This window comes from Paenibacillus lignilyticus (assembly GCF_017942085.1).
In the GTDB taxonomy this organism is placed as follows: domain Bacteria; phylum Bacillota; class Bacilli; order Paenibacillales; family Paenibacillaceae; genus Paenibacillus_Z; species Paenibacillus_Z lignilyticus.
In genome coordinates, this window is the sequence record NZ_JAGKSP010000009.1 from 44,290 (window position 1) to 58,188 (window position 13,899).

The window sequence follows — 13,899 nt, forward strand, 5'->3', positions numbered from 1 at the left end:
CCCTCCTTGTTATGTGTCCATCTTAGTTCAGCATGCAACATATATCTGTAATCTAACTTACGGACGAACGATATCATAAATCCAACCGGTAAAGTAATGAGTCCCGATCCGGATAGTCATAAGTAACCGGCAGGTCATGTTTGGATATTTCCTTAAACCCGTTCTTTTCATAAAAGCGATGCGATCGAGTTGCGATGGAAGGCGTATCTAGGATAATCGTCTTTATATCCCTCTGCTTCGCATAAATGACTGCTTCATTAAATAGTCCAATCGAACATGCCTTGCCCCGATATTCGTTATAAATAAAAAACTTCTTCAAGATGTAAAGATCTTCCGTTAGTCGCTGCAATCCAATCGATCCGATTACGTTTCCGCCTTCATTCAAAGCGACCCAGAAGTTTCCTCCGTTAGCCAAGTAATGCGTTGGAATGTCAAGAATATCGGACTGTTCCTCGATGTCGATATTCAAATGAAATTCCGAATTTTGAACATACAGAATCAGATCGATAATCTCATTTTTATATTTCGCATCATACGTTTTAAACATTCTTCCGTGTTTCTCCTCCGTTCTCCCGCCAATTCGGCGCTTTGTTTATTGTCTTGACGATCAACGCGAAATCAATTGAAATAAATCGTTCAAGGATTCGCTCATCGAAGGATGGGTGAAGATATGATCCCTTAAGAAGGTAAAGGACTGTCCGGTTTCCATCGCTATTTGAACGATATTAATCATCTCGTGAGAGTCGGCACAGAACAACGAACAGCCTAAGATTCGATCCGTTTGCGCATCGACGACCGCTTTCAAGAGCCCCTCCGTTTCTTCGTTTAATTTGGCTCGCGGTATGGCCGCAGCCGGTAAGCGCGCAATTTTTACTTCATGCCCTTTTGCGATGGCTTCTTGTTCGGTTAATCCCACACGGGACAACGGCGGGTCGATAAAGACGGAATAAGGAACGAATTGGCGGTCATGAGTCGTTCGGCGTTTGTTTCCATACAAATGGTCCATTATTATCCGTTGGTCGTCCAGCGAAATATACGTGAACTGTAGCCCGCCTTTGACATCGCCCATCGCGAAGATGTGAGGGACAGTCGTTTGCAAATACTCGTTCACTTGGATTGCGCCTCGATCGGTAATCGCTATACCCGCATTTGGGAGTTGCAAGCCCTCAACATTCGGTTTCCTTCCAGTTGCCACCAAGACAGCATCCGCAGTTTCTTGCCGCTTATGATCGGCTTCCATATAAGCAATAACTGCTCCATGTTCCGTATCTCTCACGTATTGAATGGTTGCGCCGTTATGGAATACTACTCCCTTTTTCTCTAATGAGCTTCGTACGGCTTGTGCAATTTCCCCATCTTCCGTCTCGAGCAAGTCGCGATGCGAATCCAGAACGATAACCTCGGAACCAAACCCGGCATATATGGAGGCAAATTCCAATCCGATATAACCGGCACCGATAATAACGAGGCGCTTCGGAAGAGCTGTCTCTTCCATTAATGTAGTACTGGTGTAAACACGCTGACTTTCATGGATCCCCTCAATATCGGGAATCGTAATAGTGGCTCCGGTATTAATGTAGATTTGCTCCCCATGCAGCATCATGTCGCCGTTCTCCGTTTGAACGGAGATTGCATGCGGGGATGCAAAAGCAGCTTTACCCGTATAAATCGTTACCGTTTCTTTCTTATCGAGGTTTTCAAAGTTTTTTTGACGCAATGCAGCGATTAAACTCGATTTCTTGTCGAGGGCTGAACGGTATTCCGCGGCTTGATCCTCGAAGCTCGATAGCCTTTTTATTTGGGAAAGCTTTGAATGATGCACCAACGCCTTTGTCGGAATGCAGCCGATATTGATACAGGTGCCCCCATACATCAGCTTGGACTGCTCGATCACCGCAACTTTCCGACCTCGATCAGCCAAAGCCGCGGCCAACGTTTTCCCGCCTTTTCCGAAACCGATAATGATGGCTTCATAATGTTCCATTTTGAACCTCCTCTTTGTATTCGCTATCGAGTAACATACCCAATTGTTACATTCATCATAAACCACCATAATTTCCGCTTCTGTAATCCAAATTACAAAGCGAATATGCCCGTATAATAATGAAGAAACCCATTTTCAACATGCATAAGCACGAACAAACATACAGATACTTCACCATGCAGCATGGGAGTATCGCATAATTGATTATTTTTTGTAAAAGAGATTACAGAAAAAAAAGAACCCGGCGTCTATGATAGGAACCAGGAAAGAAAGGAGCGATGACATTGCCTGCCGTGTTATAAACCAAACTGCCTAACACACTTCTATTACAGTTCAATAAATAGAATTAATTTTGAATTCGAACGAATTTTAATAAAATACACTTTAAATTATGGAGGAATACATTTATGTCGACATTTTTAGATGTTATGGGACCACGTATCAAGCTTCTGACTGACTTAGGGGAAAATCGCGAATACAGCCTTATGGAAGCGGAAGTTCCGCCAGGAGTGGTCGTTCCAGTTCATAGTCATGATGACCGCGAAACCTTTGTCGTTCTCGAGGGTCAACTTGAAGCTTTTACAAATGACAGCTGGCAAACCGTACAAGCTGGTCAAACGGTTGATATTCCGGGACACGTAAAGCACGCATGGAGAAATTCCACGAATGAAACCGTGAAATTGGTAGTCGCATCGACTGCGAAAATGGGAGATTTCTTCGTTGAAATCGGCCGTCCAACCGATACTATTCAACCGGGACCTCCTTCGCCAGAAGTTTTGCATCATTTTGTTGAAGTCGCTATCGCTTACGGTTATTGGCTCGGAACGCCGGATGACAATGCAACGATCGGAATCAATTTGGGCTAAGCAAGCGAGTCGCAATCCACGTACGGATGCAACTGCTTTAGAATGAAAATAGCGATTGAACAGGAACTTTCCCGTTCAGTCGCTATTTTTTGAGTTTATTCACTTTATGGGATGGGCTCATCCAAAAGTTATTTCTGTCCTTACGAATAAGTCAACTCAAGTATTTCAGCTACTTTTACGGGCGATATGGATATCGATTTCCTACCGGTTTGAATAACATTTTCCCTCATTAGCGTCTTCAGAATCACAGACACCGCCTCTCGTGTGGCCCCAACCATATTCGCAACCTCCTGATGCGTTAACGGCAAGTCAATCCTTACATTTTCTCCATCCTCTACTCCAAATCGTTCAGAAAGCTTGAGTAATAAATGGAGAATGCGATCTCGAACATCACCAAGGGCTATCTTCTCGAGCATGCCGTCCCGCTCCTTAAGAATCTTGCTCAATTCCGATAGCATTTTCATGGCGAGTAACGGACGTTCAGCCAAGAAACCTTCAAAATCTTGTTTTGGCACCGAACAAATTAACGTTTCCTCAATAGTTTCGATAAAAAGCTCTTTCGTCCCAAAAGAGAACGTGTCAATCTCTCCGAAAACATTGCCTTTACCCAAAATGGCTACAGTAAATTGCTTACCTTCCAAATTCGTTCTAAACAAACGCAGTTTACCTTCTTTAAGAAAAAACAGTCCGTCTTTAGCTGTTTCAGGCGTTTGTATTAGGCTTCCTTTGGGAATAGGGTTAAAATGGGTCATCGGCGAAATATGATCAAGCTCCGCCAAGTCATCGGGGGTCAACACTTCAAATATGCTCATCTTTGATAAATATAAGCGTTTATCTAACATGACTTCACAACCGCCTCCTTCGCATACTTGCAAGCGAACCATTATACTTAAGCTTTTCCACATTACTAACCGATAAATACTGGATTAATATCATACGTGAATGGAACCCCACTAGATTAGTTCCCACTTTTTGCAATTCATATATGTAAAAAGAGCCACCCACGATCCGGTGACTCCTTATGTGTTGAAACTTTACTTATTCGGCTGGTCGATGTAAATATACATGGTTTGGATCTGGTCGCCTTCAAAGAACATGAAATCCTCGCCCGTAACCGCCGGCTGCTCTCCGGGAAGTCCGTAGGACCAGTGAAGACGGACGGTTTGATGATGCGCGTCATAAGATTCGATGCGGAATACAAAGCCCGGAAATTGATTTTGCACGTTGTCTATCAGATCCATGAGTCTGCTGCGTCCTTCGAATGGATCGGGGAACATAGGATCGAAGACCCTGCAGTTCTCTGCGTACACTTCGTCAATTGTTGCGCTCCTACGTTCCCGATCGGTTTCGCTCCAGACCGAGAACATATGCTTTTCAATAATGGCTTGGTTCATCTTCATTCCCCCTTTTTTACGGATACGCTAATTCCTTTATTACACCTTCGGCTCAAATCGGATGGAGTCATCATCTCACAGCTTTTCCTGTTCGCCAGGAAGTATCCCTGCCTCAGCCCAGGATAACGCGATCAAGCATAGTTTAATACAACTCCGCAATGTTAGCAGTAAGATATATTACAAATTCATTTATGTAAAGGCAAGTCTCCATCGATGATCGCTTGCTCAAACCTGTTGCTCAGCGCTTTTTCAGTCGCAGCCCTTTGCTCATTTACGAAGATCCTGATTTCAACAGCGCGGATGCTCCACGCGTAGAATGGGCTAAAAAGGTCCACGACGCCATTGCACAACATAGAACATCCCTCTAATAGAATCATTTAGTATGATCTAACTGTTTGCGGAACGAAGAGACAACATAAAAAGGAGCCTTCCTTAATTGGACGGCTCCTTTTTATTGAATCGACATGCAAGACTGCTGTTCGATCTGGAACGGTAAATTTCATTGTAATCTATCTTACTGCTGCCTATGCGGAGATCGTATTAAACTATGTTTATTGCCGGACGCGGCTTGGACGTAAAGTTCGATTAATTTTATTCAGAAAAGGGGTTAACCTATAATGTTCCGATTGTTTATGATCACCTTTGGCATATTTGGAATTATCAATACTGAACTTGGCATCGTAGGAATTTTGCCTCAAGTTTCTAATGTTTACGGCATCAGCGCTTCTCAAGCCGGTTTGCTGGTCAGTCTATTCGCATTGGTCATCGCGTTATTTGGCCCGTTTATGACGTTGTTGTTTTCGGGCATCAATCATAAGAAGATGATGGTTGCAGTACTATCCATTTTCGTTCTATGCAGTGTTGTTGGTGCTTTTGCTCCTAACTATCCGACTTTAATCATTGCGAGAATTATTCCGGCCTTTCTGCATCCCGTTTATTTCTCAGTCGCCTTTATTGCCGCAGCCAATTCGGTAAATAAAGAGCAAAGCATGAAGGCAGTCGGTAAAGTATTCATGGGGGTTACCGCTGGACTCGTACTTGGTATTCCGGTCACCTCTTTTGTTGCAGATGCATTTTCCCTGCGATCTGCATTGTTGTTCTCGGGAGCCATTAACGGAATTGCAATGATTGGCATTGCGACCTTTATTCCTTCTATGCCTGTACATGGGAAAATGTCCTATTCAACTCAACTTGGCATATTGAGAAGACCTCAAGTTTGGTTAAGTTTAATCGCCTCTACTTTAATTATGTCCGGCGTATTTTCCGTATACAGCTACTTTGCTGAATACCTGGGTCAAATCACTCATATGTCAGGAAAACAAATCAGTTTGATGTTGATTGTATATGGTGTTGGCGGCATGATCGGCAATTTAGTAGCCGGATATGTGTTTAGTAAAAACATGATAAGAACCGCCCTCATCTTCCCCTTTGTCTTCGGTTTCATTTACTTGATGGTTGAGTTCTTTGGCCGATACTCGATTCCAATGGCCTTACTTGTCTTGCTTTGGGGTATTATCACCACCATCGGCCTAAACTTTTCTCAGTTATGGATCACATCCATCGCTACCGATGCACCTGAGTTTTCCAATGGTTTATTTGTATCCTTCAGTAATTTAGGCATCACGCTCGGCACTTTTGTAGGAGGTTTATTCATTTCCTATCTGGGTCTTGAACAGATTGCCTGGAGTGGAATCATCCTACTGGCCTTTGGAGTGATTATGATCGTATGGAGAGTCCAACGCTATGATTTGAAGAAGAGCTTGCCTAACTAAGGCTCTCCTATTATTAGTCACAAACTTTAATTAGCTTTGAAACGTCTTACGCATATTAATAAATGCCAAGTAGCCCCGGGAGCTGATCTCCTAGGGCTATTTTCTACGTTCAACTATCGTCCCTCCCAGGAAATGAATAAATATAAGTGGACATAAGTTAAGATCCATTTCATCAATTTAGACATTTTTCCCTCATGAAATTTTGAAAATTGTCTCAGCATAGTCCCTGCTCATGCGAACGGCTCGTTGCCCAATAGACTGCCGATTGATCGGCAGCCTATTCTTCGTTGTGCTAACGTGTCCCGGTAGCGTAGCCAGGCTGTACTGTTGATTCGTTTAGCAGTTGTTTCATTTCATGTAGTGATACTCTAGGAGATTCTTGAGATTTGAGATTTTCTGCAGCAGTTTCTCCCTGACGATGGTTTCCTTCACCAGCTTCCGTTCCAGTTTTAACGGGATTCTCTCCACGAATTTCTTTAACTGGCGTGTGACCGTTTATGATATGTCCATGATCCGGATTCATATCAAACTCCAGCAGGATTTTCCGGGAGATGCTGCCGGTGTAAGTGTTACAACTGTTCCATTTGTAAAGTTGTTTAATCTAGCCGTATTATAGTTAATCACTGTAGGCATAAATTCACCTCTTCTCTGAACTGAGATTAACTATCATATGCAGAATCTTCTATATTGGTTGTCCCAAAAACCCCTAGCTTGGGCGCTTTTCATTTCTGAATTAAACCCTGTACGGACTAAAACCAAACTTACATGACGAATTCATATACTGGCTGCCAAGAACCACAAAACTTGCAAATTTGAAGGAGGACTATCTTTGAAGAAAAAAATTGCCTATATGCTAATCGGGGCACTATGCTCAATCATACTTTCTTATGGATTCGTCGCATACGCGGATCGCGATTTGTCCGCAACAACAGAGGATCAACCGACTACAGCAAGCGACACATACGTTGTCCCTCCAAAGGCTACAGCAATGCCTAAGTCCTCGACTACTCAACCGAGCGCGAGCAAAGGACCGATCAAGATCGATCAGCTGAAAGACTTGGAAATTAAAATCATCGGCAATGGACTAAAGATTGAAATTGTGCTCGAACGGGAACAAACGAATTTGAAGTCCAAGGTAGAAATAAATCGCGGCCAGGATCAAGAAAACCACCTGACAGGCAACGAAGCGGCACTATTTATCCAACAGCTTCTGGATGCCGTCAAGCTGCAAGAAAACATGAGTAAGCAGCAAGTATTGGATGCGCTGTTCAAGCATTTTGCTGTCGAACCGGCCAAGGTGAAAATCAAATTCGAAATCAAATTGGCGAATCGACCTGATGTTTTGAATTACGAACAAGAAAAAGATGCTGACGAAGACAATGCTAAAGTTCAAAACGTGCAAAAGAAGCAAGATGACCAAAAGGAACAAATCGCAAATAAGGATCAGCTAACGCAAAAAGAGCAGAAAAAAGCGCTAATCGCTAAGAAAAAAGCGCTGCAAGAAGCTTGGCAAAAAGATCATAAAGAGCAGCAAGCGAAGAAGCATCAAAAGCAATTCGATCGCGGAGATCGGGATGATGACCATGATGGCGATCAAGGTCATCATGAAAGTCACGATCATGAAGACCATGATTACGAAGACGAAGACTAATTTTTTCCCTAAGAACCAGAAAAAGCCCCTTATCGGGGCTTTTTCATTTTTCTGATGAATCTCTAATTATAACGAAATCCCGCAGGTGCCCTGAAGAGTCCTCACTCTCTCTATCATATAGATATAGAATGATAAATTAAAAGGAGATGGAAGAACGATGGATATCCCGATTACCGGTTTCATTGTGCATAACGGCAATTCCGATGAGGACCATACTCACATACTCTACTTAACCAGCTGGGATGGCAGACCGATGCATGTCCATGATTTCTCAGGAATCACTTCGGTGGAAGTAGGTCATCATCATCAGTATGCCGGCACAACGGAACCTGCGCCTTCCGGTGTACAGCACTGCCACTATTACTGCACGGTAACTTCCGTAAACAGCGGGCATAAGCACACGATTAAAGGTACGACAGGCCCTGCCCTGCCGATGTCCGGCGGCGGTCATTATCATTATTTCGAGGGTTGCACTACGGTCGATGGTTTGACACCGCATACACATTTCTATTGTGGACATACCGGTAATGCACTTGCCGATAATCGCTGCTGACTGGATCATAGAGAATAGCAAACCGACACTCACCAGGATGATCTACCCGTGAGATGAGAAAACGGCAACCATGATGCTGGGGCTGCCGTGTCTTCCAAATTGCATAATAGGCCGCCGCTCGTGCCGGCAGCCTGTTGTCATTGTGCTATCGTGTCTCGTCGGTTTAATGATTTCCTGTGTTTATGCTAATTTTTCGATCACTATAGATGCACTTACAGTAGGGGTACCTCCACCAATGGCATTTTGTAATACTAGATTCCCCATATTATCGATGCGGTTTAAAGTCAAAATCCCGCCAGCCGTTAATTGTGTAACAACTTGGCCTTGGTAAGGATTATTTCCTGCGCCTGAACCGTAATTACTGCAAGGAACTAATGCAGCCGGTGCTGCTCCGGCAGGGTCGAAAAACAATCCAAAAGCGCTATTTCCAGGGGTTGGAAATACTTCCCAACTAATATTGTAAATGCCGGTTTCATTGATCACTATATTAGTCGTCGGAGCAAACGTAATTGCAGTTCCATTAATTAATGAATTGTTGAAGGTTACAGCTTCTCCTTGCCCACCTGGGGCCGGAGCTTCACCTACGTTCTGTTCTTCTGTGCTGCAAAGAAATGCAAAACTTGCAATACGAGGAGGACATGGTGGACATATACCTTGCGGACCTTGCGGACCTTGCGGGCCTTGCGGACCTTGTGGTCCAGCAGGTCCAGGAGGACCTGGTAATCTACCCATTGTTTGTTACACCCCTTTATTAAGTTTTAGGGCATGATCATCTTTGGGCAACCTGTATTGTGCCACAGTAATTTCATTCCCCGAGTTAATCCTATTCCGAATGGTGAAGCCTAGTGCAACTATATATAAAAAAATTCCCATTTTGAATGTATTGTTGTCCATACCTTTCTATTTCCACTTTCATATCCTAATATTATGACTCTCTTAAAGAATGATTGTGGAGGCAAATGATGATCAAAAATCACGGTTTTGTAGGTCTTCTTGTTGCTAACCGTAGTCAAAGAAAAAATGTTCTTAATCAATATCTTCGGTACAATAGGACTAATTTGAAATTATTCTGTTTCACCCCCAATTCCATAGATTGGGAGAAAAAAAGCATAGTCGGACTTCACCGCTTAAACCGAAAATGGGTGCTTACTAAATTTCCGTTCCCCAAAGTCGTATACAACCGCTGTTACGATACACATCCAGAGCTGCTTGATCGTTTGGGAGCAATAATCGGTAAAGATAAGTGCTTTAATCATATAAACCAATTCAATAAACAGGAGATTTATACGAATTTAAGCAGATGGCTTGTTGATTATTTGCCAGAAACTGTTCCCTTTGACAAAGAGAACGCAGTTCATTTGCTTCATGTTCATAGTGTCATATACTTAAAACCTATCTACGGGCATAAGGGGAAAGGTGTATATCGTGTGGAGTTGATGGAATCCGGGGAAATCCACATTAGCCTCCACTATTTCACACCTGATATCATTTTTAATGACGTCAAACAATTTGAGGATCACATTCAAGAACTTATCGGCTCCACTCCCTATATGATTCAAGAAGGAGTCAACATAAAACAATTCAACAATCAACATTTCGATATCAGAGCGCTTGTACAAAAAAATGATAGAGGCTTATGGTCAGTAACGAATGTCGTGAGCCGGATTGCATATAAAGTCAGTTATAATACCAGTATCTGTGAAAGAGCTTGTTTATCTTTAGAAGTTCTCAATCATTTATATCCTCCTGATAAAGTTGATGCTATCATTCAATCGGTTTATAACTGTAGTTTAAGATCGGCAGAAATTTTGGATGAAGATAAAACCTACCATTTGGGCGAGTTTAGCGTTGATTTTGTATTGGACAACGATGATCGTATTTGGATAATTGAACTTAATGGAAAGCCACAAAAAGATCTGTATAATGGAATGCGCAATCAATTTGCTGTTTATGAGCGACCCATACAATATGCTCATTATTTGCATGCACACTGATTCTCAGTAATGATCCATTATATGAGGCGAGGCTTGGCATGTTACATGTGTTCCTCTGCCCAAAAACCAAAAGAGAAACCCAACGTTAGAAAAACGTTGGGTTTCTCGACATTTTGAGCAATTGCCTTTTTTGGCAATTGCTTTTTGCTTACCTATATTTCTAAATTATTTAAAAATCAAGACTTTCCGACTGTGCCGTCCGCACTTTCAACACCACACGGAATTTCAATCCGAATGTCGGAATGTTACGTCCCTATCGATTAGACCAGGGTTAGAGATATCCGCACGGTCATCAAACTAGTTCTTCACCCTACCTCTTCATCCGTGAATAATGAAAGTGGGATCGAAAACCATCCAAAAGTCATCGAATCCCATTCAATTCCATAAATGATCACCACGATTCTGTAATTTTTAACGACACTTTTCCCCGATGTACTTTCTGCTAAGTTCAGACCGGCTTTGCGCAGCCTTTAATAGAACGGAGTTGAGCGGCCATTGGAATCTCCTCTAGCAATGCGTGGAGCTGCTTTCCGATGTCTGCTAACAGTTCTGTAATTCGTTCAAACTCTGTGATTAGACGCACAAAATCTTGCTTTGCTTCGGCTAAAGCCGTAATGTCTCCTACACTCCGCCTAGCCTGCGCGATGAGCTCAGCAGCCTTCTGTGTGCCTGTTGTTCCTCCTACCCTCTGCATATGTGTTTTCCATATCGAAATGATCTCCGGTGCTGACCGTCCTGCAAGATCCTGAGGCGTAGGTAATTCCTTCAGTGTAGCCATCAAACGTTTACAGGCCAATCCTTAAAAACCGAACTGTACTTCGGGAAACGAATATCCAGCCACCGAATGATGCGATTTTGCAGCCGAACGCTGTCTAAAATGACGGTGGGTAATTATCTTATACCCAAACATCTGCCGTTCGCCAAAAAACTGTCTTTATTTGTGATAGAGCTCACCGATTGTCTGCAACGGCAATGTTTAGCTCATCCTTATCCATTAGGTACTTTCGTTATAGGCAAGTCTTCACTCAGTGAAACCGATTTCCGTTCTTCTTTATATAGTGTGCGAACACAAAGCGCCAAGGAATACCAAATGGGAAAATCACGACCAGCAAGCATGCTAAGCCGTCGACTAAGTTGAAGAGTTCTTATGACCGGCGGACCACAGTGGAAGGGCGACGACAAGTAGCCAGATCAACTTCCAGACCATTTCCTAAAAGGCATGAGCCCAGTAAAATACGCGGGTATATGTATTAATACAAAGGAAGATTAATCTGCAATTCATACTTTTTTGAGATGAAATTCAGTGAACATTGAATAAAAAAGCCATTATTGCATATTACCAAAGCTTTAGTATAGATTTGCGGCATTCTTATCAAGGAATGACCTATAAACACAAAATGATTTCGATATTCCTTTGGTTCAACTGTATTATGCAGTACATTCGGTTTACGGCTAGCTAAATCAGTATTCATTAGCCTTCTTTGCCGCGCCGGGTATAATTATTTTCAGATTAAAAAGATGAGGTGAATGAATTATGGAACGTTTATATGAAATATTGAATTTTAATAAGGAATTCGTCGAGGATAAAGAATTTGAAAAATACCAGGGAATACGATTCAAGGATAGAAAAATCGTTGTCGTGACTTGTATGGATGCCAGACTTGTCGATCTGCTGCCCCGTGCTTTAAATATAAAAGAAGGAAATGCTAAAATTATCAAGGATGCAGGCGCAATTGTCTTGCATCCGTTCGGCAGCGTAATGCGAAGCATTATAGTGGCAGTTTATGAATTAAAAGCAGATGAAGTTTTTGTAATAGGTCATCATGATTGTGGAATGGGTGTTATTGACCCTGACCAGACAGTAAACAAAATGAAAGAAAGAGGTATCTCGTCCGAAAAGCTCAAAACCTTGGAAAGTGCTGGAATTGATTTGCATAAATGGTTGCACGGCTTCGATAGTGTAGAAGAATCAGTCAAATCTAGTGTAAAGACCGTCAAACATCATCCTCTATTACCCGAAGACGTCCCGGTTCATGGTCTTGTCATCGACCCCAAAACAGGAAAACTTGATTTAATTATAGACGGGTATACATATACCTAACTAGCTCGATGTTAGTCCCATCTAACCATGAAAGCCGCCTCAGCAGCTATTAAGCTGGACAGGCGGCTGTTTAAGTTAATTAATATTCTTGCTTTTTTCATACAACACAACATAAAGGCGTTTAGCAGTTCATCCAATTCTTTCGATATTTTTTGGGTTAATGTCGATGATAACCCATACTCCTTACTGACAGAATCCAATTCTAAACGCTTCTCTCTATCACCTGATAAATGAGAGATATTATTATGTTCAAACCTTACCCTCTAAATTATAGATTGTTCCTTTTTTCCGTGTCACTTCATTGCTCTGTATCTTGAATAAACGCCTGCATCCTCGAGCGAATGGACATGGTTTGATATAAATACATCATTGTTTCCAAAACCATGTTTTTCCGTTGGTATTGATGACGGATGACGTCGATGCCGTTTCCATAAGGTTTGATTCCTTTATGGTACGAATATTCTTAAATAATTTCAATTATAGATTCATGCATACGGTATAGTAATAGCTAACTTGTTTTGACATTAATTTCATCCAACCATGAAAGCCGCCTCGGCAGCAATAATCTGGCAAGGTGGCTGATTTCAGTAATTTACAAAATTCCCTTATTCGCTTGTTCCTCTTTGTTTATCATGAAGGTCCCTATGTAAATGGTGTCAAACATGATTGAATTCATCAAAATTGTTTTAAGGTGGAGGCGTGAGAGACCCTGGGATAGCCGCCTCTCTATTAAACTTCGCTTTCCAGACAACGCTATGCCGATCCTTCAGGAGCGTTCTTTTCCCTGTAATGAATAAAGTGTGATCGAGCTTGGGAAAATAATCCTCAGACTAATTAATATTGAAAGGGATGTGCCTATGGAGACAACTGTTAACAAACAAGAAGCGATTTCAAAAGTAAGTGAATTAATTAAAGACATTGAAATAGCGATGCTAACAACGGTATCGGAGGATGGACTGGTTTCACGACCCATGAAGACCCAGGATGTCGAGTTCGACGGTAACCTTTGGTTTCTAACCAAGAAAGATACCGGCAAGTTTGAAGAACTGCTCCACAATCGGCAGGTTAACGTTTCATATGCGGGTAAATCATTCGTCTCCATTCGAGGTGAAGCAGAACTCGTGGACAGTACCGAGAAAATAAAAGAATTTTGGAACGTAGCTTACGAGAAACTGCTGGAGACAACCTATGACGATCCGATTCTCGTTCTGATTAAGGTAAAAGCCGAAACCGCCGAGTATTGGGATACTGGCAACAAGTTTAAGATGGCCAAGTTTCTGTTCAGCAGGCTGTTGGGCAAAAATACGGAAGGTACGGATATCAATCAGATGGTAAATTTGAATTAGTAAGCAGTGACTCAAAGCTTTTATTAACCGAAAGGCAGTCTATCACATCTGAGCCAAGAAAAGAGCCTGCTGTTCATTTACAGCCGGTTCTTTTTTGAGGACTAACCCAATTGGACGGTTATATGCTTAGACTACCAATAAAACTTAGATCCGCTTGTGTTTTACCTTTATCAATTATTAAGTTTCTAAAGTTCACCATCGCGACACTATTTGTCCATTGTCGAGAGCATTTATAGCT

General features: G+C 42.2%; 13 protein-coding genes and 1 pseudogene. 7 read left to right on the forward strand and 7 right to left on the reverse strand.

Annotated elements, in window-relative coordinates:
- Positions 1-73 precede the first annotated feature (73 nt).
- Both I8J30_RS20255 and I8J30_RS20260 read right to left on the reverse strand, forming a co-directional pair.
- Positions 74-547, reverse strand: coding sequence for a GNAT family N-acetyltransferase (locus I8J30_RS20255; RefSeq protein ID WP_210661215.1), 474 nt, complete (start codon positions 545-547; stop codon positions 74-76).
- Positions 548-607: 60 nt separating this feature from the next.
- Entirely contained in the window at positions 608-1,984 is a 1,377-nt protein-coding gene (locus I8J30_RS20260) for an FAD-dependent oxidoreductase (RefSeq protein WP_210661217.1), read from the reverse strand.
- A gap of 407 nt (positions 1,985-2,391) precedes the next feature.
- Here I8J30_RS20260 and I8J30_RS20265 point away from each other — a divergent pair, with 407 nt between their 5' ends.
- The gene (locus I8J30_RS20265) at positions 2,392-2,850 is read left to right on the forward strand and encodes a cupin domain-containing protein (RefSeq protein ID WP_210661219.1); all 459 of its coding nucleotides are present in this window, start codon (positions 2,392-2,394) and stop codon (positions 2,848-2,850) included.
- Positions 2,851-2,990: 140 nt separating this feature from the next.
- Here I8J30_RS20265 and I8J30_RS20270 read toward each other — a convergent pair whose 3' ends face one another.
- Both I8J30_RS20270 and I8J30_RS20275 read right to left on the reverse strand, forming a co-directional pair.
- On the reverse strand, positions 2,991-3,692 hold the full coding sequence (locus tag I8J30_RS20270; RefSeq protein WP_210661221.1) for a Crp/Fnr family transcriptional regulator: 702 nt from the start codon (positions 3,690-3,692) through the stop codon (positions 2,991-2,993).
- 192 nt (positions 3,693-3,884) lie between these two features.
- The gene (locus I8J30_RS20275) at positions 3,885-4,244 is read right to left on the reverse strand and encodes a nuclear transport factor 2 family protein (RefSeq protein WP_210661222.1); all 360 of its coding nucleotides are present in this window, start codon (positions 4,242-4,244) and stop codon (positions 3,885-3,887) included.
- 617 nt (positions 4,245-4,861) lie between these two features.
- Here I8J30_RS20275 and I8J30_RS20280 point away from each other — a divergent pair.
- A complete protein-coding gene (locus tag I8J30_RS20280; RefSeq protein ID WP_210661224.1) occupies positions 4,862-6,016 on the forward strand; it encodes an MFS transporter in 1,155 nt (384 codons plus the stop codon).
- Positions 6,017-6,464: 448 nt separating this feature from the next.
- On the opposite strand, the pseudogene I8J30_RS34290 reads toward I8J30_RS20280, so the two are convergent.
- A pseudogene (locus I8J30_RS34290) lies at positions 6,465-6,563 on the reverse strand (fructose-bisphosphatase class III); the annotation flags it as partial.
- 282 nt (positions 6,564-6,845) lie between these two features.
- Here I8J30_RS34290 and I8J30_RS20290 point away from each other — a divergent pair.
- Together I8J30_RS20290 and I8J30_RS20295 are read left to right on the forward strand one after the other, a co-directional pair.
- Positions 6,846-7,667: a YusW family protein gene (locus I8J30_RS20290; protein ID WP_210661226.1), complete on the forward strand. Its 822-nt coding sequence runs from the start codon at positions 6,846-6,848 to the stop codon at positions 7,665-7,667.
- Between the two features lie 157 nt (positions 7,668-7,824).
- Complete coding sequence (locus tag I8J30_RS20295; protein ID WP_210661228.1) at positions 7,825-8,220, forward strand: YmaF family protein; 396 nt, start codon at positions 7,825-7,827, stop codon at positions 8,218-8,220.
- 180 nt (positions 8,221-8,400) lie between these two features.
- Here I8J30_RS20295 and I8J30_RS20300 read toward each other — a convergent pair whose 3' ends face one another.
- The gene (locus I8J30_RS20300; RefSeq protein WP_210661230.1) at positions 8,401-8,952 is read right to left on the reverse strand and encodes a collagen-like protein; all 552 of its coding nucleotides are present in this window, start codon (positions 8,950-8,952) and stop codon (positions 8,401-8,403) included.
- 227 nt (positions 8,953-9,179) lie between these two features.
- Between I8J30_RS20300 and I8J30_RS20305 the strand changes: the two genes are divergently transcribed.
- The gene (locus tag I8J30_RS20305) at positions 9,180-10,214 is read left to right on the forward strand and encodes a YheC/YheD family endospore coat-associated protein (protein ID WP_240548230.1); all 1,035 of its coding nucleotides are present in this window, start codon (positions 9,180-9,182) and stop codon (positions 10,212-10,214) included.
- Between the two features lie 1,534 nt (positions 10,215-11,748).
- The gene (locus I8J30_RS20310) at positions 11,749-12,315 is read left to right on the forward strand and encodes a beta-class carbonic anhydrase (RefSeq protein WP_210661232.1); all 567 of its coding nucleotides are present in this window, start codon (positions 11,749-11,751) and stop codon (positions 12,313-12,315) included.
- Positions 12,316-12,326: 11 nt separating this feature from the next.
- Here the strand turns inward: I8J30_RS20310 and I8J30_RS33785 are convergent, their stop codons facing one another.
- Entirely contained in the window at positions 12,327-12,554 is a 228-nt protein-coding gene (locus I8J30_RS33785) for a Spo0E family sporulation regulatory protein-aspartic acid phosphatase (RefSeq protein ID WP_210661539.1), read from the reverse strand.
- Between the two features lie 618 nt (positions 12,555-13,172).
- Between I8J30_RS33785 and I8J30_RS20320 the strand changes: the two genes are divergently transcribed.
- Positions 13,173-13,661 carry a pyridoxamine 5'-phosphate oxidase family protein gene (locus I8J30_RS20320; protein WP_210661234.1) on the forward strand — a complete coding sequence of 163 codons (489 nt, stop codon included), beginning with the start codon at positions 13,173-13,175 and terminating at the stop codon, positions 13,659-13,661.
- Positions 13,662-13,899 lie beyond the last annotated feature (238 nt).